The sequence below is a fragment of the Subtercola boreus genome (genome assembly GCF_006716115.1).
GTDB classification, from domain to species: Bacteria; Actinomycetota; Actinomycetes; order Actinomycetales; family Microbacteriaceae; genus Subtercola; species Subtercola boreus.
Genome location: NZ_VFOO01000001.1, coordinates 2,386,337 through 2,411,104, shown reverse-complemented (window position 1 = coordinate 2,411,104; position 24,768 = coordinate 2,386,337). Strand labels below are relative to the sequence as shown.

Sequence of the window (24,768 nt, the reverse complement as noted above, 5' to 3'; positions counted from 1 at the left end):
TCAGCTCAGGTTGTCGTCGTACTCCACATCGCGGGTCTCCTTGCTGAGGAACAGCGCGACCAGCGTGATGGCGGCCATCACGGCCAGATACACCCCGACGAGCACCGGGCTCCCGGATGCTGCGGCCCAGAGTGCCACGGCGACGAAGGGCGCGACGGCCGCACCGAGGATCGAGGCGAAGTTGTAGCTGATCGCCGAGCCCGTGTACCGCACGTTGGCGGGGAACAGCTCGGGCAGCACCGACGCCATCGGGCCGAACGTCAGCCCCATCAGGGTGAAGCCGATGATGAGGAGGGCCATCGTTCCGATGAAGCCGCCGCCGAAGAGCGGTACGAAGAGCAGGCCGAAGACGAGGATGCCGATGGTGGTGGCGATCAGGGTCAGGCGGCGGCCGTACTTCTCGGCCAGGGGGCCGGAGACGAGCGTGAAGATGCCGAAGAACACCACGCCGACGATCAGCATGATCAAGAAGTCGGTGCGCGAGTAGCCGAGCCCGGGGGTTGCCGCGGTAATGGCCGTGGTGCCGTAGGTCAGCGTGTACGTCGTCATCAGGTAGAAGAGCGTGTACGTGGCCAGCATGATGAAGGTGCCGAGGATGAGCGGACGCCAGCTCGACTTGAAGACGCGGGCCACCGGAACCTTGGCCACCTCGCCGCTGTCGATGACCTTCTGGAACGCGGGCGTCTCGACGAGCTTGAAGCGCACGTAGAGGCCGACGATGACGAGTACAGCGCTGATCACGAACGGGACGCGCCAGCCCCAGCTGGCGAAAGCGTCGGCGGACATCGTGAGGCTCAGCACGAGGAAGATGCCGTTGGCGAGGATGAACCCGATCGGGGCACCCATCTGCGGGAACGTGCCGTAGATCGCGCGTTTGCCCTTCGGGGCGTTCTCGGTGGCCAGCAGCGCAGCGCCACTCCACTCGCCGCCGAGGCCGAGGCCCTGCGCGAAACGGAAGAGTGTCAGGAGCAGAGGAGCCCAGATTCCGATCTGGGCATATGTCGGCAGGAGACCGATGAGCACTGTCGCGACGCCCATGGTGAGCAGCGAGGCTACCAGTGTCTTCTTGCGGCCGATGCGGTCACCGAAGTGCCCGAATATGATCGAGCCGATCGGCCGGGCGATGAACGCGATGCCGAAAACGAGGAACGACGACAGCAGGCTGATCGTCGGGTTCGAGTTGTCGGGGAAGAACAGCTTCGGGAACACGAGGACAGCAGCCGTGCCGTAGACGTAGAAGTCGTAGAACTCGATCGAGGTGCCGATGAGGCTGGCGAGGATGACCCGGTTGCGAGTGTTGGCAGGAGCGGCGGGCGGAGCGGCGATCTGGGGCGAAGACATGACGGCTTTCGGACGAAGGGCGTACCGGAGTACACGGGAGATCACGGTGGGCGAAAGCGTCGATCGGGCGCGAGGTCAACCACGGTGTGACGAGAGGCGGTTGGTGTGCCGCGCGCTAATACCATACCCCGCTTGGGCGCGCAGGGTGTCCTGCCGTGAATTCCGAGGGGCGTCTGCGAGCCCGGCTCAGAGTGAGCGGAGCAGAAGCGCCGTCGCGACCGCGGCCTCAGCTGCCTCGCGCCCCTTGTCCTCCTTGGAGCCCGGGAGTCCTGCCCGGTCGATGCCCTGGGCCTCGTCGTCGAGGGTGAGCACCCCGAAACCGACCGGCTTGCCCGTCAGCACGCTCACCTGCGTGAGACCGCTGGTCGCGGCATCCGACACGTACTCGAAGTGCGGGGTGCCGCCCCGGATGATCACGCCGAGGGCCACGACCGCGTCGGCACCCGCCTCGAGGGCCGCGCGGCAGACGACGGGCAGCTCGAAACTGCCGGGCACCCGGAGTTCGGTGACGTCGACGTTCGCCTCGGCGAGGGCGCGGTGGGCGCCGGCAAGCAGGCCTGCTGTGATCTGCTCGTGCCAGCGCCCGGCGACGATGGTCACCTTGAGCCCTGTTCCGTCGAGGGGTGTGGTGGTGGGTGTTCCGGCGCCGCTCATGGTCGGTGGGCCTTTCTCGGTCTGGGTGAAGAGGGGTACGGGGGAGGGGGATGGATGCCCGGGCGGTCCGATCGCGTCAGCTCGGCAGCAGGTGACCCATGCGGTCGCGTTTGGTGTCGAGGTACGCGGAGTTCGCCCCGCCCCGGCCGACGACCAGAGGTTGCCGTTCGGCTACCACGATGCCGAGGTCTTCGAGCTGGTGCACCTTGTCGGGGTTGTTGGTGAGCAGCCGGATGCGGTCCAGCCCGAGATCCGCCAGGATCGCCGCCGCTGCCCCGTACTCCCGGCCGTCGGCGGGGAGCCCCTGGACCGTGTTGGCATCGAGGGTGTCGAGCCCGTCCTCCTGCAGCCGGTAGGCGCGCAGCTTGTTCAGCAGCCCGATGCCGCGGCCTTCATGCCCGCGGAGGTATATGACCGCGCCACCCCGTTCGGCGATGAGGTCGAGCGCGGCATCCAGTTGCGGACCGCACTCGCACTTCAGCGACCCGAAGGCCTCTCCGGTGAGGCACTCGGAGTGCACACGTACGAGCGCACCCTCGGCGTGCGGGTCGCCGGAGAGGATCGCGAGATGATCCGTCTTCGTCTCGGCGTCGTGGTACGCCCGGAAACGGAACGACCCGTGGATGGTCGGCACCACCGTCTCGACCTCGAACGTCACCCGGGCGCCCGTCGCCGCGACAGGCGCCGGACCGATCGCGTCGAGCCATTCGATGAGCGCTGCGATCGTGGTGACCGGCAGGTCTTCGTCTTCGCCTAGTTGCAGCAGTTCGGGCATCCGCGCCATCGAACCGTCGGCGGAGACGATCTCGCCGATGACGCCGACCGGAACCAGGCCGGCCAGGCGGAGCAGTTCGACGGAGGCCTCCGTGTGCCCGGGTCGCTGCCGAACACCGCCGTCGACCGCAACCACGGGCAGCACGTGACCCGGCCGGATGAAGCTCGCCGGAGTCGCCGCTCCGTCGGCCAGCGCGCGCAGGGTGTGTGCGCGGTCGTGGGCACTGATGCCCGTCGTCACTCCCGACGAGGCGTCGACGGTGATCGTGTAGGCGGTACGCCGGGCGTCCTGGTTCTGTTCGACCATCGGCGGCAGTCCCAGCTCTGCAGCGCGAGCCACGGTCATCGGCGCGCAGAGGAATCCCGACGTGTGCCGCACCATCCAGGCGATCCACTCCGGCGAGGCCAGCTCGGCCGACAGGATCGCGTCGCCCTCGTTCTCGCGGTCTTCGTCGTCGGCCACGATCACCGGTCGTCCGGCGCGCAGGGCCGCCAGCACCTCGGGCATGCTCGAGAGTGTCATCGTGCGCTCCTCACGGCCAGCAGTCGTTCCACGTGACGGGCCAGGATGTCCGTCTCGATGTTGACGCGGTCGCCGACCGAGAGCGCGCCGAGGGTGGTCGCGGCGAGCGTCTCGGGAATGAGCGAGACCTCGAACCAGTGGGCTCCGGGCTCCGGATGCCCGTGGGCCCCGTCGACGTTCGACACCGTCAGCGACACCCCGGCCACCGCGATCGACCCCTTGTCGACGACCAGGGCGGCGAGGTCGTCGTCGAGACTGAAGCGGAGCACGCTCCACGCCTCACCGGGCGTGACGGCGAGAACGGTGCTTGTACCGTCGATGTGGCCCTGCACGATGTGCCCGCCGAGACGGTCGCCGACGAGGGCTGCGCGTTCGAGGTTGACGGTGTCGCCGCGCTTCAGGGCGCCGATGGTCGACATGTCGAGGGTCTGCTGCATGACGTCGGCGGTGAAACTGTCGGCGGTCTGCGCGACGACAGTGAGGCAGACGCCGCTCACCGAGATGGAGTCGCCGTGCTTCGCGCCCTGCACGGCGAGGGGTGCGCGGAGGGTGATCCGGATGACGTCGGCGGAGGGCTCGAGGGCGAGCACTTCGCCCTTCTCTTCAATGATTCCGGTGAACACGGGCGGACTCCTTCTGGGGGGCGGGCGGGACGGAAGTGAGGGTGGGGGCAGGCCGCGCGACAATGCGCACGTCGTCGCCGAGCATGTCGACCGAGTCGATGACCAACCGCCGGGCATCCGGCAGCGACGGCACGCCGAGGTCGCCGAGTGCGAGGCGCGGCCCGCCGATCAGCACCGGCGCGAGATAGACGACGACCTCGTCCACGAGGCCGGCCCGGGCGAAGGCGCTCGCGAGGGTGGGGCCACCCTCGACGAACATGGAGCGTACGCCCGACTCGAAGAGGTCGGCGAGCACGGCGTCGAGGTCGTGGGTCTCGTACGGGCGCAGAGGCTCCGGATGCCGCCACAGCGCGCTCGCGGCGGGAAGCGGCCTCATACCGATCACCACGGGGGTGGGCTGGTGGGCGGCGAGCGATCCGTCCGGGTTCCGCGCGGTGAGCGCCGGATCGTCGGCGAGCACGGTTCCGGTGCCGACCACGATGGCGTCGACGGCACCTCGGCGGGCGTGCACGTCGGCGCGGGCATCCGGGCCGGTGATCCACTGGCTGGTGCCGTCTGCCGCGGCCGCCCGCCCATCGAGGCTCGACGCCCACTTCAGCGTGACGAAGGGCCGTCCGGTGCGCGCGGCGGTGAGCCAGGGACGGATGCTCTGCTCGACCTCGCTCGCGAGAATGCCGCCCGAGGCGCGCACTCCGCGCGCCCGGAGGTGGTCGGCGCCGCCCGACGACGCCCTCCCGGGGTCGGCGACGCCGAAGAACACGGCGCCGACACCGGCCGCGAGGAGGGCTTCGCTGCAGGGGCCCGTGCGGCCGGTGTGGTTGCAGGGTTCAAGGGTGACGACGGCCGTGGCGCCGCGGGCGAGGCCCGGCGAGGCCAGGTGGGAGAGGGCATCCACTTCGGCGTGCGGCGTGCCCGCGCCGCGGTGCCAGCCCTCGGCGAGCGTGCTGCCGTCGGGGGCGAGGAGTACGGCGCCGACGCGGGGGTTCACGCCCCAGGCCGGGCCGTTCAGCGAGAGCTCGATGGCCCTTTGCATGGCGACGATGATGGCGGCCGCGGGGGGCTGCAGGCCGGAAGGGGAAACGGCTGCACGCTCAGGCGCGGTGACAGCGGCACGCTCGGCTTCGGCGCGGCTCTCGCTCGGCATGGGCATCCGGATTCCTCGTCAGTGACGGTACCCGGGTGACGCAGAACGCCCGTGCGTCGCCGACGAGGTCGACGAACACGCGTGCACCTCTCATCCGGACTCCTGGAGCGTGGGCGAACCCCACTCCATGACCGTCGGTTCCGGAATTCCACCGGATCAGCACCGGACGGCCCCACGGATGTGGTTTCGCCTGGCGCTCGCGGACTCTCACCGCCGGTTCGGATTCTCACCGACCCCGGGCACGATAGACCAACTCTACTCCCCGCCCGGAGGGGGAGGGCCGGTCTGAAATACGCCGTCACATGCCGGGTGCCTGGCCCGCCGACACGACTCACGGCCGGCGTTTGCGCCGCGTAGACCGGGCGGCCACGTCGCTGCAGCGCGGGAAGCCTACAGCGTGGCGTCCTTCGGCGCGCCGAGCGCCTGCGACTTCGGGATGCGCCCGAGGCGAGAGGCGACGCCCCACGACGTGACCTTCGCCAGCGCCTCGACGACGATGCCGCTCGTCATCTTGGACTGGCCCTCGAGCCGTTCCACGAACGTGATCGGGAATTCGCGCACGACCCCGCCCGAGCGCTCGACGAGCCACGCGAGCTCGATCTGGAAGCAGTAGCCGGCGCTGTCGAGCCGTGAGAGGTCGAGCGCGCGCAGGGTGTCGGCGCTGAACCCGCGGTACCCCGACGTGATGTCGTGCAGCTTCGACGAGAGCATGATGCGGGCGTAGGTCGTGCCCGAGCGCGAGATGAGCTTGCGGTACCAGGGCCAGTTCTGGGTCTCGCCGCCGGGAATCCAGCGGGCCCCGATGCCGAGGTTCGCCCCGTCGTCGAGCAGCTTCAGCAGGCGCGGCAGTTCCTCCGGCTGGTGGGAGCCGTCGGCATCCATCTCGATGATCTGGTCGTAACCCTGCTCGAGAGCCCACCCGAAACCGGCGACGTAGGCCGTGCCGAGCCCGTTCTTGCCCGGGCGGTGCATGATGTTCACGCGCGGGTTCGAGGCGGCGATGGCGTCGACGATCTCGCCGGTGCCGTCGGGAGAGTTGTCATCCACGACGAGGATGTCGACCGCGGGGTCGGCGTTGAGGATGCGCTCGATCATCGCGGAGATCGTGTCTTTCTCCGCGTAGGTCGGCATGACGACGACAGCTCCAGGCAATGGGCTACCTTCCTTACGTGCTTCGCTCCGATCAGAGCAACCTTCCCAGACTAACTCACCAGCATTGGCGCGGAAAATCGGGAGGGGGCCCTTCAATATACGACAGAGCCTCCTAGGGTTGTGGTGTGAAGCCTGACAACTCCCCCCGGGCGACGGGTGCCGAGCGAGCGCGAGGCGCGGGTTCGGGCGGGCCGTCGGGCTGGTCGTGGGGCTGGTTCCGCGGGCACCGGATGAACGTGGCAGCGCTCTCCCCGGAGCGCTACGCCCGGATGATCCTGTCGACCTCCCGCGTCCCGTTCCTCCAGGTCGTGAAGACCAGCGCGGCGGCCATCCTGGCATGGATCGCAACCGCGCCACTCCTCGCGGGGCAGATCCCGATCTTCGCGGTGATCGCCGCCATCCTCGTCGTACAGCCGAGCGTGAACCAGTCACTCGGCAAGGCTCTCGAGCGCTGCGTGGGCGTCGTCATCGGCGTCGTGCTGGCGTACTTCGTCGGCCTCCTGTTCGGGGCGAACTCCTGGGCCGTGCTGCTGGCCGTGATCGTCTCGCTCGTGCTCGCCTGGGCGCTCCGGCTCGGGCCGACGTCATCGGTGCAGATCCCGATCAGTGCGATGCTGGTGCTCTCGCTGGGGTCGACGACTCCGGGCTACGCGTTCAACCGCATCCTCGAGACGATCATCGGGGCGCTCATCGGCGTGGGTGTGAACCTGCTCATCGTGCCGCCGGTGGCGCTCCAGCCCGTGCACGAGGCGGTCACCCGGCTGGGCGAGGAGGTCGCGGGCATCCTGGACTCGCTGGCGCGCATCCTGAGCAGCCCCACAACGGCGAACGAACGCACCGCGATGCTCGTCGAGGCGCGGCTGCTCACGCCGATGCGTGCCAAGGCCGCGGCGGCGCTCGCGGCGGGGGAGGAGAGCCTGAAGTACAACCCCAGGCGTTCGGTGCACCGCGACCTGCTCGAGGCCGACGGCACGCTCCTCGCGATGCTCACGATCCTCGTCACGCGGGTCGTCGCGATGGCCCGCGGGGTCGTCGACCACTATGACGAGAGCCTCCCCGACGAGCCGCTGGTCGCGGAGATCGTCGCCGAGCTGCGGCGTGCCTCGCACGACCTCCGGCTGGTCATCCAGAGCGCGGACCTGCCCGGCGCCGCGGAACCTCTCGTTCCGGTTCTGGATGATCTCCCCGCCCTCACCGCCCCGCTGACCATCGCGCGGCCGAGCTCGGAGCACTGGGTGCTGCTCGGCTTCCTGCTCGAAGACCTGCGCCGCATCCACGAGGAACTGGTGGACGCGACGGACGAGCTCCCCGCGCGCTGACCCGCCGCCCGCGCGCCCGCCGCCGCCCGCGCCGCGCCCGCCACACGCGCCCGACCGCGTCGCGCCCGCCGCCGCCCGCGCGCAGACCCGCCGCCCCACCTACCTGCGCCCCGCCCGCGCCGCGCCGCGCCGCGCCCGTCCGGCCGCGCCTCCTCCCCACCTGCCCGCGCTCGCGCCGCCTCCCCACCCACCCCCACCCACCCCCGCCCGCCTGCGCCGCCGCGCCACCCGCGCCGGCCCGCACCCCACCTACCCGCGCCGTCGCCCGCCTATCTGCGCCCGTTTGTCGCTTCCGCGCGTGCGCGCCGCGGCGCGGAAGCGACAAATGGCGGCGTTTCGCGCGCGGTGGAGGCGCGGGGCGGGCGGCGACACCGGCGCGGAATGGGGCGGGCGGCGGCGCGCGCGTCATGCGCACGTGACGGGCGGCTCAGTCCGGGGGGCGCTGCGTGAACGACTTCAGGTGCGCCTCGGTGAGCGCCGCCATCTCGTCATCCGTGAGGTCGTCGAGACCTTTCGCCTCTGAGCGGTCGTGTTTCGACCACCGCACGAACAGGAGGATGAGGATGGGAATGTCCGCGACTTCCGCGATGAACCAGAGCAGGTCGCCCGAGAGCTGCTGGTCGCGGAGCGCTGTCGGGAACCAGGCCGGCACCGCGCCGAGCACCGGCCCGGCGTGGTCGAGGATCTGATCGTTCAGCCGCAACAGGATGCCCGGGATGGCGTCGACGACCAGCTCGACGAACGCGAGCATGAACTCAGCCGCGATGAACAGGCTGGTGCGCACCACGACGAGCTCGGTGAGCGGCAGCACCAACACCAGCCCGACCAGGGGAACGAGTACGGTAATGATGTCCTGCGCCACCGCGGACGACCGCAGGCTCCCCGCGATCGGGGTGAGGAACACCGAGAACGCCGCAAGCGCGAACACGGGGCCGAACACGGCGTTCCCCATGATGCCGATGACCCGCGATTCGAGCACACGTTCGAGCACCGCCGACCCGCGGACGCTGCCGCTGAGGGCTTCGCGGGCGAGCGCGACAGGTTTCCCGGTGGCGATGAGCCCCGGTACCGCGAACAGCAGCAGCGCGATGCGGGTCGTGAACGCGAAGCGCAGCTCCTGGCTGTAGACCCCGAGGAATCCGAACTCGATCACCGCAAACGACCCGAGCCCCAGCACGTAGAACCCGGCCGATCGGCGGAGCGACCAGCGCACCCCGCGCTTGGCGAGGCTCCGGATGCCCAGGCCGTACAGCACGCCGGCGACGACGATCACGGCGAGCCCCACGGGTTCCACCTGCCAGGCCGTCACGAAGTCGATGATGTCAGGCGTGGCGGCTCCTCCGGGTCCCTCCCATTATGCGCTCATCGGCTCGGGAGTTCTCGTCGGTATCGGGCGACGTATCCGACCGGAACTCCCGACACGATGAGCGGTGGCGGAGGGTCGGTCAGACGAGGCGGTAGCGCTGGCGGCGCAGGAAGCCGACGCGGTCGTAGACCGTGTCGAGCGTCTGCTCGGCGACCTCGTTCGCGCGGTCGGCGGCAGCCGCGAGGATGCGGTCGAGTTCGGCCGGGTCATCCAGCAGCTCGAGCGTCCGCGCCCGGATCGGCTCGACCATCTCGATCACCACGTCGGCGAGGGCCTTCTTCAGATCCCCGTAGCCGCGGCCTGCGAACTCCGACTCGAGTGATGCGATCGACTGTCCGCCCAGCACGGAGAAGATCGTCAGCAGGTTGGAGACGCCCGCCTTGTTCTCGGGGTCGTAGACGATCCCGCCGTCGGCGTCGGTCACCGCCCGCATGATCTTCTTCTTCGTCACCGACGGTTCGTCGAGCATCCAGATGACCCCGGCTTTCGACTCGGCCGACTTCGACATCTTCGAGCCCGGGTTCTGCAGGTCGTAGAGCTTCGCGGTCGACTTCAGGATGTACGGCTCGGGTACAGCGAAGGTGTCGCCGAAGCGGCTGTTGAAGCGGTTGGCAAGGTCGCGCGTGAGCTCGATGTGCTGGCGCTGGTCTTCACCGACGGGCACCTCGGCCGCCTGGTAGAGCAGGATGTCGCCGGCCTGGAGGATCGGGTAGGTGAACAGGCCGACAGACGTCGAGTCCGCGTTCTTCGCCGACTTGTCTTTGAACTGGGTCATGCGCGCGGCCTCACCGAACCCGGTGATCGTGTTCAGCACCCAGGCGAGCTCGGCGTGGGCGGGAACATGCGACTGCACGAACAGCGTCGAGCGCGCGGGATCGATGCCGGCGGCGATGTACTGCGCGACGGTGCGGCGGGAGTTCTCCCGCAGCTCAGCCGGGTGCTGTGGCACGGTGATCGCATGCAGGTCGGCCAGCATGTAGAACGCTTCGTGCGACTCCTGGAGGTTCAGCCAGCTGAGCAGGGCTCCCACATAGTTGCCGAGGTGCAGCGATTCGGCGGAGGGCTGCATGCCGGAGAGCAGGCGGGGTTTGGATGCCATGGGTTCAGTTCCTAAAAGAAGAGAGAGTAAGGAGAAGGCTATATCGCGTAGTCGACTACTACGGGGGTGTGGTCCGACCAGCGCTCGTCGTGGGCGGCAGCCCGGTCGACCGAGTAACCGGTGACGCGGGCGGCGAGCCCGGGTGTCGCCATCTGGTAGTCGATGCGCCAGCCGGTGTCGTTGTCGAACGCCTGGCCGCGCCACGACCACCACGTGTAGGGGCCGTCGACCTCGCCGGCCTGCTGGCGGCCGATGTCGACCCAGCCGAGGCCGGGACCGGTCGAGCCGTCGACGCCTTCGACCGTCGCCCCCGCCTCGCCGAAGAAACGGTCGAAGTAGGCCCGCTCCTTCGGCAGGAAGCCGGCACGTTTCACGTTGCCCTTCCAGTTGCGGATGTCGAGCGTCCTGTGTCCCACGTTCAGGTCGCCGACGACGACCGCAAGCGGAGAGTGCGCAGCGATCTCGGGCAGGCGCGCCGCCATCCCGTCGAGGAACCGGTACTTCTCCACCTGCTTCGGCGTGCCGTCTTCGCCCGAGTGCACGTACGCGCTCACGACCGTGACGATCTGCCCGTTCACCTCGTAGTCGGCTTCGAGCCAGCGCCCGGCGCTGTCGAATTCTTCTTCGCCGATGGCGACGCGGTGGATGCTCGCAGCCGCCCGCGACGCCAGAGCGACCCCTGCGCGGCCCTTCGCTGTCGCGGCGTCGTGCAGGATGTTCCACTCCGGCCCGAGCAGCCCTTCGATGTCCTCCGTGGAGGCACGCACCTCCTGGATCGCCAGGATGTCGACATCGCGTGCGTCGAGCCACGCGCCCATCCCCTTGCGGAACGCGGCCCGGATGCCGTTGGTGTTGATCGACGCTATACGCAGGTTGGTGGTGCCAGAACTCATGCCACAACCCTACCGAAGCCCTCCGACACCGAAGGCGACCAGGGCGGGCCGGCGACGTCAGCGTTTGCGGGGTGGGGTGGCCGCGGCGGGATCGATCGCCGGCGCCTTCTTCTCGGCCTCGAGCTCGCGGTCGATGCGCTTCAGGGAGCGACGGAGGTTCGTCTTCCGGAGGCCCCGGGCATCCTGGAGCTCTGAGGTGAGCTGCGCGTGCTTGGCTTCGAGCACCTGCCGGTGGGCATCCGCCTCCGTCTGCAGGGCCTCCTCCTCCTTCTGCTCGGGCGTGAGCTGGCGCGGATCGATTCCGGCGTCGCTCATGCTGACCGTGATCCACGAAGCGACAATCAGCACGACCTGGCAGATCAGGTTGAACCAGATCAGGATCCCGATGATCACGGCGAACGAGGCCAGCAGGGGGTTGGATGTCGCGCCGCCGAGCAGCGTCGAGCCGAGGGCCTTCAGCACCCCCATCGCGACGCCGCCGAGTGCTGCACCCGGCAAGAGTTGCCGGAACGGGATCGGCACGCCGGAGAGGATGCGGTAGATGCCTGCCAGCACGAGCGTGTCGAAGAAGAAGACGACCACGAGCCCGATCACCCGGCCGACGATCTCGGCGAACGGAGAGGCCTGGTCGAGCCCGATGAGGTCGTAGACGAACCCGAGCGCGGCCGTCGACGCCACGGTCATCGCCATCGAGACCAGCAGTACGACGGCGAACACGATGGCGAAGCCGAGGTCTTTCAGCTTCAGCAGGACGAAGTTCGTGGTGGGCCCGGGGATGTTGAAGATCAGGCGGATGGCGCTCCGCATGGCGCCCAGGAACCCGATGGCGGTGAAGACCAGCCCCGCGGCGGCGACGATCCCCGTCCAACCCAGCACGGGAGATGCGGAGGTGAGCGCTTCGGGCTTGATCGCCCCGTTCTCGCCGATCAGCCCGGGAACGCTCGAATTGAGCTGGCTGATCAGGGCATCCTGCAGGCCCTGGTTCGACGAGAAGACGATGCCGAACACCGAGAACACCACCGCGAGGGCCGCGAAGATGGCGAAGACGGCTTGATAGCTCATGCCCGACGCGAGCAGCGGGCCGCCGTTGTTGCCGTAGTTCTGGAAGACCCGCACGGGCTTCGAGGCGACGACCTTGGCGATCAGACCGGCGATGCCGCCCACGGGCTCCGTGGAGCGATGGGCGGCATCATCCGTCGCGTCTTCGACGACGTCACTGGGCTTCGCGTCTTTCGTCGTGGTTGTAGTCACGAGCCAAGCCTAGATCGAACGGGTCAGCGCTTGCCGAACATGATTGCCTGCTTGACTTCTGCAATCGCCTGCGTCACCTGGATGCCGCGGGGGCACGCCTCGGAGCAGTTGAACGTGGTGCGGCAGCGCCACACGCCCTCTTTGTCGTTCAGGATGTCGAGGCGCACCGAGGAGGCCTCGTCACGGGAGTCGAAGATGAAACGGTGTGCGTTCACGATCGCGGCCGGGCCGAAGTACTGCCCGTCGGTCCAGAACACGGGGCACGACGAGGTGCACGCGGCGCAGAGGATGCACTTGGTGGTGTCGTCGAAGCGTGCACGCTCGGTGGCAGACTGCAGGCGCTCCTTGTCGGGCTTCGACGAGGCCTGGAGGAAGGGCTGCACTTCACGGTAGGAGGCGAAGAACGGCTCCATGTCGACGACGAGGTCCTTCTCGAGCGGGAGGCCCTTGATGGCCTCGACGTACACGGGCTTCGTGATGTCGAGGTCTTTCATCAGGGTCTTGCAGGCGAGGCGGTTGCGGCCGTTGATGCGCATGGCATCCGATCCGCAGACGCCGTGCGCGCAGGAGCGACGGAAGGTCAGAGAACCGTCCTGCTCCCACTTGATCTTGTGCAGGGCATCCAGAACCCGGTCGGTCGGGTAGAGCTCGACGTCGAAGTCCTGCCAGCGCGGCTCTTCGTCGACCTCGGGGTTGAATCGGCGCACCATCATGGTGACGGTGAAGGTCGGAATGGGCGCTTCGGCGGGTGCCGGAGGGGAGTCCAGAGTTGCTGTACTCATTCTTAGTACTTCCTCTCCATGGGCTGGTAGCGGGTGACCACTACCGGCTTGGTGTCCAGTCGGATGTGGTCGCCGGCGTCGGCGGAGTGCGCGTCGCCGGTGAGGTAGGCCATCGTGTGCTTCATGTAGTTCTCGTCGTCGCGCAGCGGGTAGTCCTCGCGGAAGTGGCCGCCGCGGCTCTCCTTGCGGTAGAGCGCGGAGTAGACCGTGACTTCGGCCAGGTCGAGCAGGAAACCGAGCTCGATCGCCTCGAGGAGGTCGGTGTTGAACCGCTTTCCCTTGTCTTGCACCATGACGTTCTTGTACCGTTCGCGGAGACCGGCGATCACCTTCGTGACCTCGATCAGCGAATCCTCGGTGCGGAACACCTGGGCGTTCCGGTCCATCGACTCCTGCAGTTCCTTCCGCATGTCGGACATGCGCTCGGTGCCCTGCGTCGTGCGGAGCATCTGCACCAGTTCGCGGATGCCCTTGGCCGGGTCATCCGGAAGCGGAACGAACTCAGCGGTCAGGGCGTACTCGACGGCATTGTTGCCGGCGCGCTTGCCGAAGACGTTGATGTCGAGCAGCGAGTTGGTGCCGAGACGGTTGGAGCCGTGCACCGAGACGCAGGCGCATTCGCCGGCGGCGTAGAGGCCCGGTACGACGGTGGTGTTGTCGGAGAGCACCTCGGCCTTGACGTTGGTGGGGATGCCGCCCATGGCGTAGTGGGCCGTCGGCAACACGGGCACCGGTTCGGTGTACGGCTCGACACCCAGGTAGGTGCGGGCGAATTCGGTGATGTCGGGGAGTTTGGCGTCGATGACCGCCGGCTCGAGGTGGGTGATGTCGAGGTAGACCCAGTCCTTGTTGGGGCCACCGCCCCGGCCCTCGCGGATCTCGGTCGCCATGCAACGCGCGACGATGTCGCGGGGGGCGAGGTCCTTGATGGTGGGAGCGTAGCGTTCCATGAACCGCTCACCCTCGCTGTTGCGGAGGATCGCGCCCTCACCGCGGGCGGCCTCTGAGAGCAGGATGCCGAGGCCGGCGAGACCAGTCGGGTGGAACTGGTAGAACTCCATGTCCTCCAGCGGCAGGCCCTTCCGCCAGATGATGCCGACGCCGTCACCGGTCAGGGTGTGGGCGTTCGAGGTGGTCTTGAAGATCTTGCCGAAGCCACCGGTCGCGAAGACGATCGACTTGCCCTGGAACACGTGCAGCGCTCCGGTGGCGAGCTCGTAGGCGACGACGCCGGCGGGGCGCTGCTGGCCGTCGACCTCGACCATGACCAGGTCGAGCACGTAGTACTCGTTGAAGAAGGTGATGCCGTGCTTGACGCAGTTCTGGTAGAGCGTCTGGAGGATCATGTGGCCGGTGCGGTCTGCGGCGTAGCAGGCACGGCGCACCGGGCTCTTGCCGTGGTCACGGGTGTGGCCACCGAACCGGCGCTGGTCGATCTTGCCCTCGGGCGTGCGGTTGAAGGGCAGGCCCATGTTCTCGAGGTCGTAGATCGCGTCGATGGCCTCCTTCGCCAGGATCTCGGCGGCATCCTGGTCGACCAGGTAGTCGCCGCCCTTCACGGTGTCGAAGGTGTGCCACTCCCAGTTGTCCTCTTCGACGTTGGCGAGTGCTGCGGCCATGCCGCCCTGCGCCGCACCGGTGTGGGACCGCGTGGGGTACAGCTTCGAGATCACAGCGGTGTTCGCCTTGGGGCCGGCCTCGATGGCCGCGCGCATTCCTGCACCACCCGCACCGACGATGACGACGTCGTGCTGGTGGTAGGTGACGCCGTCAACGACGGTGCCGTCTGGGTAATCAGTCACGGGGTGCTTTCTGGTGGATCGTTACGGGACCGGGCAGAAGGAGAGAGCCTGGTCTGCCGGGATCAGAGTGCTGCAGGGGTCGAACGTGAAGACGACGAGCGTGCCGAGAACGATGAGCACGACCGCTGCGACGAACAGCGCGCCGAGCAGGATGCGGCGGATGGTCGGGTTCGACGCGTAGTCGTTCACGATCGTGCGCATGCCGTTCGAGCCGTGGATCATGGCGAGCCACAGCATCAGCACGTCCCAGATCTGCCAGAACGGGGTGGCGTACTTGCCGGCGACGAAGGCGAAGTCGATGGCCTTGATGCCATCGCCCTGCACGAGGTTCACGAAGAGGTGGCCGAAGATCAGGATGATCAGCAGCACGCCCGAGGCGCGCATGTAGATCCAGCCGTACTTCTCCCAGTTGACGCGGCCCTTGCTCGCGCGCTGCTGGGGCTGGCGGGGGGACTCGATGATCGCAGACATCACTGCCCCTCTGTGAAGACGTTGTGGAGGTGGATCGGTGCGAACCCGGCGGTGCCGATGACCCAGATCGCGATGACGATCCAGAACAGCAGGCGCTGGTACTTCGCGCCCTTGCTCCAGAAGTCGATCAGGATGATGCGGAGTCCGTTGAACGCGTGGAACATGATCGCGATCACCAGCGCGGTCTCGCCGAGCCCCATGATCGGGTTCTTGTAGGTGCTCATGACGGCGTCGTAGGCACCGGGGGAGACCCGGATCATCGCCGTGTCGAGCACGTGCACGAGCAGGAAGAAGTAGATGGCGACACCGGTGATCCGGTGCAGCACCCAGGACCACATGCCCGTGTTGCCGCGGTACAGGGTACCTGCCGGCCGTTTCGATGAACTCCGGGCTGTGGTGAGCGTCGATGCCGCTTCATTGGGCACGAGCAACCCCCTTTGGTTAAGGATGGGTTCGTGGCTCCGGGAACACTTCTGGAACCCACGAATTCTGTATCAGCATAATGTTCGCATCGTGAAATGTCTTGTTAGGAGAGCCTTACCCGACGCTGCGTTGGTACTGCAAGTCTAGGCACGCCGATCACCGATTCGTAGTGCTTGACGAGCTCGCCGCAGACGTTCGTCCAGGTACGTCCGAGCACCGCGCGGCGGCCCGCCTCGCCGAACCGCAGCCGGAGGGTCTCACTCTCCACCAGGTCTTCGATGAGCTGGTGGAGCTCCGACGGGTCTTCGGGGTCGTAGAGGTAGCCGTCCACCCCGTCGGCGACCAGGTCAATGGGTCCTCCGGCACGCGGTGCGACCACAGGGAGGCCGCCCGCGTGGGCCTCCTGCAGGGTCTGGCCGAAGGTCTCCTCTGTGCCCGTGTGCAGAAAGATGTCGAACGCGGCATAGGCCTCGGAGAGGGACTCTCCACCGAGCCGCCCGAGGAAGGTGAGGGGCATTCCGTCGGTCGCCCGGGCGATGGAGGCCTCGCTCGGTCCGTCGCCGACGACGGCGAGATGGATGCCCGGCACACCCCGGAGCGCAGCGAGACGTTCCACCTGCTTCTCCGGCGCGAGCCGCCCGACGTAGCCCACGACGACCTCGTCGCCGTTCGGCCGCAGCCGCTCCCGGAGTGCGAGCGCGCCCGGCCGCGACCGGTTGTTGGGGTGGAACGCCTCGAGGTCGACGCCACGGGCCCAGCGCTTTAGTCTCGGAACGCCCATGTTCTGCAGGTCATCCATCGACGCACTCGAGGGAACGAGGGTGAGGCTCGCACCCTCGTGCACCCACTTCACGAACCGCCAGGTGAGCTTCGTCGCGGGCCCGAGATGGTTGCGCTTCGCATAGCCGGCCATGTCGGTCTGGAAGATCGCGACAGAGGGAATGCCGAGCCGGTTGGCCGCAGCGATCGCCTGCGCACCCAGGAAGAAGGGGGAGGCCGCATGCACCACGTCGGGGTCGAACTCGGCGATCAGTCGCTGCACGAGCAGGTTCGGGAGCCCGACGGGAAAGCTGCGGTACCGCGCGGCCGGCACTTCGAACACAGGGAAGCCGCGGTAGGAGGAGGGTGCATGCGCCGAGGGGCAGATCACGATGGCATCGTGGCCTTCGCGGGCGAGGTGGTCGAGAACTTTGCAGACGCTGTTGGTGACGCCGTTGACGGTGGGGAGGAAGCTTTCGGTCACGATTGCAACTCTCATGGCTCCCACGGTAGGAAGCGAGAGTGGCCCCCGTGTGAATGGGGAGTGACTGCGGAGTGCACATGCGGCTATAGGTAAGGTGGGGCGCATGAGTGCACACAAGGACCTGGTCGAGCGTTTCTACAGCGTGATCCCGGCCGGCGGGATCGGTTCCCGGCTGTGGCCGCTGTCCCGGGCGGATGCTCCCAAGTTCCTGCACGACCTGAGCGGTTCGGGCCAGAGCCTGCTGCGCGACACCTGGGACCGCCTGGTGCCCCTCGCGGGCGAGCAGCGCATCATGGTCGTCACCGGCCGTGCACACCGGGCCGCCGTGGAGCGCCAGCTCCCCGCGCTGGCCGACGCCAACGTGGTGCTCGAGAGCGAACCCCGCGAGTCGACCGCGGCCATCGGGCTGGCCGCGGCCATCCTGAATCGCCGGGAGCCCGGCACGATCATCGGCTCGTTCGCGGCCGACCATGTGATCGGGCATCCGGAGCAGTTCCGCGATGTGGTGCGGGAGGCCATGATCACGGCGGACGCGGGGTACATCACCACCATCGGCATCATGCCGACGGAGCCCTCCATCGGGTTCGGTTACATCCACGCCGGAAAGCCGCTCGGCGTCGCCGGGGCACCGGGGGCCATGTTCGTGGACAGCTTCGTCGAGAAGCCCGACCTGAAGACGGCCGAGCGCTACGTGAAGACGGGCACATACCTCTGGAACGCGGGCATGTTCATCGCGCGCGCCGATGTGATGCTGGAGCAGATCGGCCGCTCGAAGCCCGAGCTGCTCGCGGGCCTGATGGAACTCGCCGAGGCGTGGGACACCCCCCGCCGCGGTGTGGTCGTCGACCACATCTGGCCCGAGCTGGAGAAGATCGCGATCGACTACACCGTCGCCGAGCCGAGTGCCGAAGAGGGCAAGCTCGCCGTCGTGCCCGGCACCTTCAGCTGGGACGACGTGGGCGACTTCGCCTCGATCGCGAAGCTGCACTCGGGCGGCCGGAAGAGCGAACTCGCCATTCTCGGCAAGAACGCGCGCATCCTCTCCGACTCGTCGAGCGGCGTCGTCGTCTCGAACAGCAACCGGGTGATCAGCCTGATCGGCGTGGAGGACATCGTGGTGGTCGACACCCCGGATGCCCTGCTGGTGACGACGAGCGCCCACGCGCAGCGGGTGAAGGCGGTCGTCGACGCACTCCGCCTCTCGGGGTCGGGAGACGTGCTGTGAGGTCGGCCACCCGCGCCGTGTCAACCCGCGCCGTCTCCGTTCTCGCCGTCGCCGCGTCCGCAGCCCTGGTGCTGGCCGGATGCTCGCCGGCACCCGCGCCGTCGACCTCGTCGGCCAGTGCCTACTGTGCCCGCATGGTCACGAACTCGGGCGGCATCGACGACCGGTCGTTCAACCAGTCCAGCTGGGAGGGCCTGCAGAAGGCGGAGGCCGACCTCGGCATCACTGCCCAGGTGTTGGTGTCGACGAATGAGACCGACCTGGCCCCGAACGTCGAGCAGGCCGTGAACAGTGGGTGCGGTTTCGTGCTCACCGTCGGCTACGAACTCGCCGACGCGACGAGCGCCCAGGCGGCGTCGCATCCGTCGACCCACTTCGCGATCGTCGACGAGCAGGTCACCGCACCGAACGTGAAGTCGATCCTGTTCGACACCGCGCAGGCCTCCTATCTCGCGGGCTATCTCGCGGCCGGAGTGTCGAAGACCGGCAAGGTCGCGACCTTCGGGGGTGGCAACCAGCCCCCCGTCACCCTCTTCATGGACGGCTTCGTCGACGGTGTCGCGGCCTACAACGCAGCCCACGGCACGACGGTGCTCGCCCTCGGCTGGGACAAAGCGAGCCAGGACGGCGTCTTCACCGGCGACTTCGAAGACGTCAACAAGGGCAAGACGGTCACGCAGGCCTTCATCGACCAGGGCGCAGACGTGATCATGCCCGTCGCCGGCCAGGTCGGCGAGGGTGCTGCGGCCGCCGCCTCGGAGGCGGGAACGGCGAAGATCATCTGGGTCGACAACGACGGGTACGACACCCTGCCGGCAGAGTACAAGCCGCTTCTGCTCACAAGCGTCATGAAGAAGACCGGTGACGCTGTCGAACAGATCGTCGGAGACGACTCGAAGGGCACCTTCGACAGTTCCGCGTATGTCGGCACCCTGGCCAACGGAGGGGTCGACCTGGCGCCGTACCACGACCTCGAGTCGAGCCTTCCGGCGGGCCTGGCCGACGAAGTGACGGCACTGAAGGCCGACATCGTCTCGGGCAAGGTTGTTGTGTCCTCGCCCAGCCAGCCCCAGTAACGGCCGTCCACACGGGCTCGGCGATCGATTCTTGCGCCGGACGCACGATCACGGCGTGAACATTTCGACAGTATTAACGGGTCGCCACGTCTTTGTAACGCTTGCGCGGCAAACCGCTCCGCGGGCGCGACGCCGCACCTGACTTTGGGTAACGTGTATCCCCACAGCACCTGCGTCCCGTCCCGGGACAGCCCTTTTGGAGGACATCTTGAGCAACACCAAACGCCGTCTGGTCTTCGGTGGCCTGGCCACCATCGCAACCGCGGCCCTGCTTGCCGGCTGCGCGTCGGCTCCGGCCACGTCGTCGTCGTCCGCCCCGACCGCTTCGGCCGCCGCGAACTTCAAGCCCTGCATGGTCTCCGACCTCGGTGGCTTCGACGACAAGTCGTTCAACCAGCTGGGCGACGAAGGCCTGAAGGACGGCGCTGAAGCCGTCGGCGTGAAGCCGATCGAGGTGCAGTCCGCCGCGGAGACCGACTACGCCCCGAACATCGACAGCCTGATCTCGCAGAACTGCACCCTGATCGTCACCGTCGGCTTCGCCCTCTCGGCCGCCACGGTGACTGCAGCGCTCGCGAACCCGACCGTCGACTTCGCGATCATCGACGATGCCGCGGACAACGACTTCGACGGCAAGACCGACGCGCCGAACATCAAGCCGATCCTCTTCAACACGGCGCAGGCTGCGTTCCTCGCGGGCTACGCGTCGGCGAGCTACAGCAAGGCCGGAAAGGTCGCCACCTACGGCGGCATGAACTTCCCGACCGTCACCATCTTCATGGACGGCTTCGCCCAGGGCGTGGAGTACTACAACGCGCAGAAGTCGAAGTCGGTGCAGGTGCTCGGTTACGACATCAAGAACCCCGACGCGGCGACGTTCACCGGCGGCTTCGAAGCCAACGACACCGCCAAGACGACAGCGCAGAACTTCATCGACCAGGGTGCAGACGTTCTGCTGCCGGTCGGTGGCCCGATCTTCCAGAGCGCGGGTGCGGCCATCTCCGACTCCGGTAAGGATGTCGCGCTGCTGGGTGCGGACGCTGACGTGTACGACACCTTCCCCACCTACGACAGCCTCTACTTCACCTCGGTGCTGAAGGGCATCAAGCAGGCCACGAGCGACGTCGTCAAGGCGTCGGCCACCGGTGACACCTTCGACACCACCGCCTACATCGGCGACCTGTCGAACGACGGTGTCGGCATCGCGCCGTTCCACGACTTCTCCAGCAAGGTCGACTCGGGCCTCCAGGGTGAACTCGACACCATCAAGGCGAGCATCATCTCGGGTTCCATCCCCGTGACCTCGTACCTCACCAAGTAGTACCCCGCCAGTTGCTGGCCGAGGTGTGGGGGAGCCGGATTCGTCCGGTTTCCCCACCCTCTTTTTAACCGTCCGACCCACAGGTAGATTGAAACAATGAAGCTCGAACTGCGTGGCATCACGAAGCGTTTCGGTTCCCTCGTCGCCAACGACCACATCGATCTGGTGGTGCGGCCCGGCGAGATCCACGCCCTCCTGGGTGAGAACGGGGCCGGCAAGTCGACGCTGATGAACGTGCTCTACGGTCTCTACCAGGCCGACGAGGGCGAGATCCTCCTCGATGACGAAGTGCAGCACTTCGCAGGCCCCGGTGACGCGATGGGCTCGGGCATCGGCATGGTGCACCAGCACTTCATGCTCATCCCGGTGTTCACCGTGGCAGAGAACGTGATGCTCGGCAACGAGCAGACCAAGGCGGGTGGCCGGCTCGACCTGGCCGCAGCCCGGGCTCGGGTCAAGGAGATCAGCGCGCGCTTCGGCTTCGACCTCGACCCCGACGCGCTCATCGACGACCTCCCCGTGGGGGTGCAGCAGCGGGTCGAGATCATCAAGGCGCTCAGCCGCGACGCGAAGGTGCTGGTGTTCGACGAGCCGACCGCCGTGCTGACGCCGCAGGAGACCGACGAGCTGATGGTGATCATGGGACAGCTCCGTGACGCCGGAACGTCGATCGTCTTCATCACCCACAAGCTCCGCGAGGTGCGGGAGATCGCTGACCGCATCACGATCATCCGGCTCGGCAAGGTCGTCGGCGAGGCCGAACCGACCGCGTCGAACGCCGAGCTCGCCTCCCTGATGGTCGGCCGCGCCGTCGAGCTGACGGTGCACAAGGAACTCGCGAACCCGGGGGAGGCCGCGCTGGTCGTGCAGAACCTCTCGGTGGTGGATGCCGTCGGCCAGCTTGTGGTCAACAACGTCAGTTTCGAGGTGCACCGCGGCGAAGTGCTCGCCATTGCAGGTGTGCAGGGCAACGGCCAGACGGAACTGTCCGAAGCGATCATCGGCCTGCAGGAGAAGGTGCTCGGTTCGATCACGCTCGACGGGCAGTCCCTCGTGGGGATGAGTGTCAGCGGCGTGCTGGAGGCGGGGGTGGGCTTCGTACCCGAGGACCGCAACCACGACGGACTCGTCGGCGAGTTCACCATCGCCGAGAACCTGATGCTCGACCGGTCGAACACGGCGCCGTTCGTGAAGCGCGGCACGCTGCAGCTGAACTACCTGAACCAGTTCGCCGAAGAGAAGACCCGCGAGTTCGATGTGCGCTCGCAGGGCATCCAGACCCCGGTCGGCCGCCTGTCGGGCGGAAACCAGCAGAAGGTGGTGCTCGCGCGGGAACTGAGCCGGGACCTCCGCCTGTTCGTGGCCGCCCAGCCGACCCGCGGCATCGACGTCGGGTCGATCGAGTTCGTGCACAAGCGCATCGTCGAGACGCGCGACTCGGGCGTTCCCGTGATCGTGGTGTCGACCGAACTCGACGAAGTCGTCGCGCTCGCCGACCGGATCGCGGTCATGTACCGCGGAAGCATCGTCGGGATCGTTCCCGGCAACACATCGCGGGACGTCCTCGGCCTCATGATGGCCGGCGAGGTCCCCGATGTGATCACCACCGTCGACACCGACACGATCGAAGGAGCGCTTCTGTGAGCGACACTGCCGTGGCGGCCTCGCCGCAGTCACCAGCCGGAGGTGCGGGCAGGGGTTCGGGCTCCGGCCCGGCCTCGCCGGTCGCCCCGCCGCCCCGGTCGAACCAGATCCTCCGGGACCTCGCGGGTGGCAGTGTCGTCATCTCGATCCTCGCGGTGGTGCTGGCGCTCATCGTCGGCGGCATCCTGATCGCCCTGACCGACGAGAACGTGCAGGCGGCCTCCGGGTACTTCTTCTCGCGCCCGGCCGACACGATCAATGCCGTCTGGGTGTCCGTTTCGGGTGCGTACAGCGCACTCTTCCAGGGGTCGGTCTACAACTTCGGTGCGCTCGACTTCGCCAAGGGCATCAAGCCGCTGACCGACACCCTCACGTTCGCGACGCCGCTGATCGTCGCGGGCCTCGGTGTGGGCCTCGCGTTCCGCGCGGGCATGTTCAACATCGGCGGCCAGGGGCAGATGCTCATCGCGGCGGCCGCTGCCGGCTGGGTGGGCTATTCGTTCCCGCTGCCGTACGGCATCCACCTCATTCTCGCCGTGCTTGCCGGAATCGCGGGCGGCGCGCTCTGGGGCGGCATCGTCGGCCTGCTGAAGGCCCGCACGGGTGCGCATGAGGTGATCGTGACGATCATGCTGAACTACGTGGCGGTCTACCTCGTGTCGTACATGCTCCGCACTCCGGGGCTGCTGCAGGCACCGGGGTCGAACAACCCGAAGACGCCGGCGATGCTGCCGACGGCCGTGTACCCCGACCTGCTCGGGCCGGGCTACAACCTGCACGCGGGCCTCCTGGTCTCGATCGCGGCGACGGTCTTCGTCTGGTGGCTGCTCTCACGCTCGAGCCTCGGCTTCAAGTTCCGTGCGGTCGGGGTCAACCCGAACGCGGCGCGGGTCGCCGGAATCGACGTGAAACGCTCCTATGTGACCGTGATGCTGATCTCGGGCGGGCTGATCGGCCTCGCCGGCGTCGCCCAGGTGCTCGGGACGGTCACGACCGGGTTCTCCTCCGGCATCGACGCGGGCATCGGCTTCGACGCGATCACGGTGGCGCTGCTCGGTCGTTCACGGCCGTGGGGCATCTTCGTGGCGGGCATCCTGTTCGGCGCCTTCAAGGCCGGCGGATTCTCGATGCAGGCCGGCCAGGGCATCCCGGTCGACATCGTGCTCGTCGTGCAGTCGCTCATCGTGCTGTTCATCGCTGCCCCGCCGCTCGTGCGGGCCGTGTTCCACCTTCCGACTCCGGGTGTCGCCCGCAAGAAGAAGCCCGTCACACTCGCGAAGGCGGTGGCAGCGAAATGAGTTCACCCATCACAGGATCGAGCAACCTCGCGGTCGAGGTCACGGATCCATCGACGGTCTCGTCGGCGACCCAACATGTGCACCCCGACTCGTCGAACGGCCTCGAGCGCACGATCGTCAAATCGTGGAAGGCGCCGATCGCATTCGGCATCTTCACGCTCATCGCCCTGGTGCTGTTCGTTGTGCTCGGTCGTGACGGCATCTCGACGTTCCGGCTCTCGAACGACAACGACCTGATCCAGCTGCCCGCCGTCGAGACGCCCACGCGCCTCGCAGGCATCGTCGTGACGGTGCTGCTGCTGGTCATCGCGATCCTGGCGTACCTGCGGGTGCGGGCGGATCGCCACGTTCCGCTCTGGCTCACAAGCGTCTTCGGCGTGGTGTTCCTGTTCGGCTTCCTGGCCTGGGCCGCGGCCGGGCAGACGCTTCCGGTGCCCGGCCTCCTGGTCGGCACGGTCTCGCTCTCGGTGCCGCTGATCTTCGGCGCGATGGGCGGGGTCATCTCCGAACGCGTCGGTGTCGTGAACGTCGCGATCGAGGGCCAGCTCCTCGCCGGTGCGTTCGCCTCGGCCGTCGTCGCGTCGATCACCGGCCAGCCGCTGCTCGGCCTGGTCGTGGCCTGCGTCGCGGGTGCTCTCGTCTCGTTCGTGCTCGCCGCGTTCTCGATCAAGTACCTCGTCGACCAGGTCATCGTCGGCGTCGTGCTGAACGTGCTGGTCATCGGGCTGACGAACTTCCTCTACTCGCAGGTGCTGTCGAAGAATGCAGAGCTGCTGAACTCGCCGCCGCGGTTCGACCGCATCAACATCCCGCTGCTCAGCGAGATCCCGGTGATCGGGCCGACCCTGTTCCGGCAGACGATCGTCGTGTATCTGATGTACATCGGCGTCGCGGCGGTGTACTTCGCGCTGTTCCACACGAAGTGGGGTCTCCGCGTGCGGGCGGTGGGCGAGCATCCACAGGCCGCCGACACCGTCGGCATCAACGTCGGCCGCACCCGGTTCTGGAACGTGCTGCTCGCCGGCGCTATCGCGGGCCTCGGTGGTGCGTACTTCACGCTCGGTTCGGTGGGTGCGTTCAACAAGGAGATGACGGCAGGCGCCGGCTACATCGCCCTCGCGGCGGTGATCTTCGGCCAGTGGGACCCGATCCGGGCGACGCTCGCGGCCCTGCTGTTCGGGTTCGCCTCGAACCTGCAGAACGTGCTCGGCATCATCGGTTCCCCGGTGCCCAGCGAGTTCATGCTGATGCTGCCGTACGTGCTGACCATCTTCGCCGTCGCCGGTCTCGTCGGGCGCTCGCGAGGGCCCGCAGCATCCGGCAAACCGTACATAAAGTCCTAGG

General features: G+C 67.7%; 22 protein-coding genes and 1 riboswitch. Of the genes, 7 read left to right on the top strand and 15 right to left on the bottom strand.

Annotated elements, in window-relative coordinates:
- From FB464_RS11195 to FB464_RS11170, 6 genes are all read right to left on the bottom strand, one after another.
- Nucleotides 1–1,341, bottom strand: a complete 1,341-nt coding sequence (locus FB464_RS11195; protein WP_116413790.1) for an MFS transporter — start codon at nt 1,339–1,341, stop codon at nt 1–3.
- 186 nt (nt 1,342–1,527) lie between these two features.
- Nucleotides 1,528–1,995: a 6,7-dimethyl-8-ribityllumazine synthase gene (gene ribH, locus FB464_RS11190; RefSeq protein ID WP_116413791.1), complete on the bottom strand. Its 468-nt coding sequence runs from the start codon at nt 1,993–1,995 to the stop codon at nt 1,528–1,530.
- Between the two features lie 76 nt (nt 1,996–2,071).
- Entirely contained in the window at nt 2,072–3,292 is a 1,221-nt protein-coding gene (gene ribA / locus FB464_RS11185; RefSeq protein WP_116413792.1) for a GTP cyclohydrolase II, read from the bottom strand.
- On the bottom strand, nt 3,289–3,915 hold the full coding sequence (locus FB464_RS11180) for a riboflavin synthase (protein ID WP_116413793.1): 627 nt from the start codon (nt 3,913–3,915) through the stop codon (nt 3,289–3,291). The genes ribA and FB464_RS11180 overlap by 4 nt, the downstream gene beginning before the upstream one ends.
- A complete protein-coding gene (gene ribD, locus FB464_RS11175; RefSeq protein WP_116416442.1) occupies nt 3,896–4,948 on the bottom strand; it encodes a bifunctional diaminohydroxyphosphoribosylaminopyrimidine deaminase/5-amino-6-(5-phosphoribosylamino)uracil reductase RibD in 1,053 nt (350 codons plus the stop codon). Before ribD ends, FB464_RS11180 begins: the two co-directional genes overlap by 20 nt.
- A gap of 188 nt (nt 4,949–5,136) precedes the next feature.
- Nucleotides 5,137–5,306: riboswitch (FMN riboswitch) on the bottom strand.
- A 143-nt stretch (nt 5,307–5,449) separates the two neighbouring features.
- Nucleotides 5,450–6,211: a polyprenol monophosphomannose synthase gene (locus FB464_RS11170; RefSeq protein ID WP_342780698.1), complete on the bottom strand. Its 762-nt coding sequence runs from the start codon at nt 6,209–6,211 to the stop codon at nt 5,450–5,452.
- Between the two features lie 125 nt (nt 6,212–6,336).
- Here FB464_RS11170 and FB464_RS11165 point away from each other — a divergent pair, with 125 nt between their 5' ends.
- Nucleotides 6,337–7,530, top strand: a complete 1,194-nt coding sequence (locus tag FB464_RS11165; RefSeq protein WP_246093028.1) for an FUSC family protein — start codon at nt 6,337–6,339, stop codon at nt 7,528–7,530.
- 427 nt (nt 7,531–7,957) lie between these two features.
- Here the strand turns inward: FB464_RS11165 and FB464_RS11160 are convergent, their stop codons facing one another.
- The 9 genes from FB464_RS11160 to FB464_RS11120 form a co-directional block, all read right to left on the bottom strand.
- Nucleotides 7,958–8,839: a cytochrome c oxidase assembly protein gene (locus FB464_RS11160; protein WP_246093027.1), complete on the bottom strand. Its 882-nt coding sequence runs from the start codon at nt 8,837–8,839 to the stop codon at nt 7,958–7,960.
- 136 nt (nt 8,840–8,975) lie between these two features.
- Entirely contained in the window at nt 8,976–9,995 is a 1,020-nt protein-coding gene (trpS, locus tag FB464_RS11155; RefSeq protein ID WP_116413795.1) for a tryptophan--tRNA ligase, read from the bottom strand.
- Nucleotides 9,996–10,033: 38 nt separating this feature from the next.
- Nucleotides 10,034–10,888, bottom strand: coding sequence for an exodeoxyribonuclease III (locus FB464_RS11150; protein ID WP_116413796.1), 855 nt, complete (start codon nt 10,886–10,888; stop codon nt 10,034–10,036).
- A gap of 57 nt (nt 10,889–10,945) precedes the next feature.
- Nucleotides 10,946–12,139, bottom strand: coding sequence for a YihY/virulence factor BrkB family protein (locus FB464_RS11145; RefSeq protein ID WP_116413797.1), 1,194 nt, complete (start codon nt 12,137–12,139; stop codon nt 10,946–10,948).
- Nucleotides 12,140–12,162: 23 nt separating this feature from the next.
- Nucleotides 12,163–12,921 (bottom strand): succinate dehydrogenase iron-sulfur subunit, encoded by a 759-nt coding sequence (locus FB464_RS11140; protein WP_116413798.1) that lies wholly within the window; start codon nt 12,919–12,921, stop codon nt 12,163–12,165.
- Between the two features lie 2 nt (nt 12,922–12,923).
- On the bottom strand, nt 12,924–14,723 hold the full coding sequence (sdhA, locus tag FB464_RS11135) for a succinate dehydrogenase flavoprotein subunit (RefSeq protein ID WP_116413799.1): 1,800 nt from the start codon (nt 14,721–14,723) through the stop codon (nt 12,924–12,926).
- Between the two features lie 21 nt (nt 14,724–14,744).
- Nucleotides 14,745–15,194 carry a succinate dehydrogenase hydrophobic membrane anchor subunit gene (locus FB464_RS11130; RefSeq protein WP_116413800.1) on the bottom strand — a complete coding sequence of 150 codons (450 nt, stop codon included), beginning with the start codon at nt 15,192–15,194 and terminating at the stop codon, nt 14,745–14,747.
- Nucleotides 15,194–15,619, bottom strand: a complete 426-nt coding sequence (sdhC, locus tag FB464_RS11125; protein ID WP_281279764.1) for a succinate dehydrogenase, cytochrome b556 subunit — start codon at nt 15,617–15,619, stop codon at nt 15,194–15,196. Before sdhC ends, FB464_RS11130 begins: the two co-directional genes overlap by 1 nt.
- Nucleotides 15,620–15,720: 101 nt before the next feature.
- Nucleotides 15,721–16,875: a glycosyltransferase family 4 protein gene (locus FB464_RS11120; RefSeq protein WP_116413801.1), complete on the bottom strand. Its 1,155-nt coding sequence runs from the start codon at nt 16,873–16,875 to the stop codon at nt 15,721–15,723.
- Nucleotides 16,876–16,963: 88 nt separating this feature from the next.
- Between FB464_RS11120 and FB464_RS11115 the strand changes: the two genes are divergently transcribed.
- From FB464_RS11115 to FB464_RS11090, 6 genes are all read left to right on the top strand, one after another.
- Nucleotides 16,964–18,085 (top strand): mannose-1-phosphate guanylyltransferase, encoded by a 1,122-nt coding sequence (locus FB464_RS11115; protein WP_116413802.1) that lies wholly within the window; start codon nt 16,964–16,966, stop codon nt 18,083–18,085.
- The gene (locus tag FB464_RS11110; protein ID WP_116413803.1) at nt 18,082–19,161 is read left to right on the top strand and encodes a BMP family lipoprotein; all 1,080 of its coding nucleotides are present in this window, start codon (nt 18,082–18,084) and stop codon (nt 19,159–19,161) included. The genes FB464_RS11115 and FB464_RS11110 overlap by 4 nt, the downstream gene beginning before the upstream one ends.
- A 208-nt stretch (nt 19,162–19,369) precedes the next feature.
- Complete coding sequence (locus tag FB464_RS11105; RefSeq protein ID WP_116413804.1) at nt 19,370–20,482, top strand: BMP family lipoprotein; 1,113 nt, start codon at nt 19,370–19,372, stop codon at nt 20,480–20,482.
- 96 nt (nt 20,483–20,578) lie between these two features.
- Nucleotides 20,579–22,126: an ABC transporter ATP-binding protein gene (locus FB464_RS11100; protein ID WP_116413805.1), complete on the top strand. Its 1,548-nt coding sequence runs from the start codon at nt 20,579–20,581 to the stop codon at nt 22,124–22,126.
- The gene (locus tag FB464_RS11095; protein WP_246093026.1) at nt 22,123–23,424 is read left to right on the top strand and encodes an ABC transporter permease; all 1,302 of its coding nucleotides are present in this window, start codon (nt 22,123–22,125) and stop codon (nt 23,422–23,424) included. Before FB464_RS11100 ends, FB464_RS11095 begins: the two co-directional genes overlap by 4 nt.
- Nucleotides 23,421–24,767 carry an ABC transporter permease gene (locus tag FB464_RS11090; RefSeq protein ID WP_116413806.1) on the top strand — a complete coding sequence of 449 codons (1,347 nt, stop codon included), beginning with the start codon at nt 23,421–23,423 and terminating at the stop codon, nt 24,765–24,767. The genes FB464_RS11095 and FB464_RS11090 overlap by 4 nt, the downstream gene beginning before the upstream one ends.
- The last annotated feature ends 1 nt before the right edge of the window (nt 24,768 follow it).

Bases quoted from the DNA above. Each gene is read 5' to 3' on its own strand.
- FB464_RS11195 (WP_116413790.1), bottom strand. From the start codon at position 1,341: ATGTCTTCGCCCCAGATCGCCGCTCCGCCCGCCGCTCCTGCCAACACT.
- ribH (WP_116413791.1), bottom strand. From the start codon at position 1,995: ATGAGCGGCGCCGGAACACCCACCACCACACCCCTCGACGGAACAGGG.
- ribA (WP_116413792.1), bottom strand. From the start codon at position 3,292: ATGACACTCTCGAGCATGCCCGAGGTGCTGGCGGCCCTGCGCGCCGGA.
- ribD (WP_116416442.1), bottom strand. From the start codon at position 4,948: ATGCAAAGGGCCATCGAGCTCTCGCTGAACGGCCCGGCCTGGGGCGTG.
- trpS (WP_116413795.1), bottom strand. From the start codon at position 9,995: ATGGCATCCAAACCCCGCCTGCTCTCCGGCATGCAGCCCTCCGCCGAA.
- FB464_RS11150 (WP_116413796.1), bottom strand. From the start codon at position 10,888: ATGAGTTCTGGCACCACCAACCTGCGTATAGCGTCGATCAACACCAAC.
- FB464_RS11140 (WP_116413798.1), bottom strand. From the start codon at position 12,921: ATGAGTACAGCAACTCTGGACTCCCCTCCGGCACCCGCCGAAGCGCCC.
- FB464_RS11130 (WP_116413800.1), bottom strand. From the start codon at position 15,194: ATGTCTGCGATCATCGAGTCCCCCCGCCAGCCCCAGCAGCGCGCGAGC.
- FB464_RS11120 (WP_116413801.1), bottom strand. From the start codon at position 16,875: ATGAGAGTTGCAATCGTGACCGAAAGCTTCCTCCCCACCGTCAACGGC.
- FB464_RS11115 (WP_116413802.1), top strand. From the start codon at position 16,964: ATGAGTGCACACAAGGACCTGGTCGAGCGTTTCTACAGCGTGATCCCG.
- FB464_RS11100 (WP_116413805.1), top strand. From the start codon at position 20,579: ATGAAGCTCGAACTGCGTGGCATCACGAAGCGTTTCGGTTCCCTCGTC.
- FB464_RS11090 (WP_116413806.1), top strand. From the start codon at position 23,421: ATGAGTTCACCCATCACAGGATCGAGCAACCTCGCGGTCGAGGTCACG.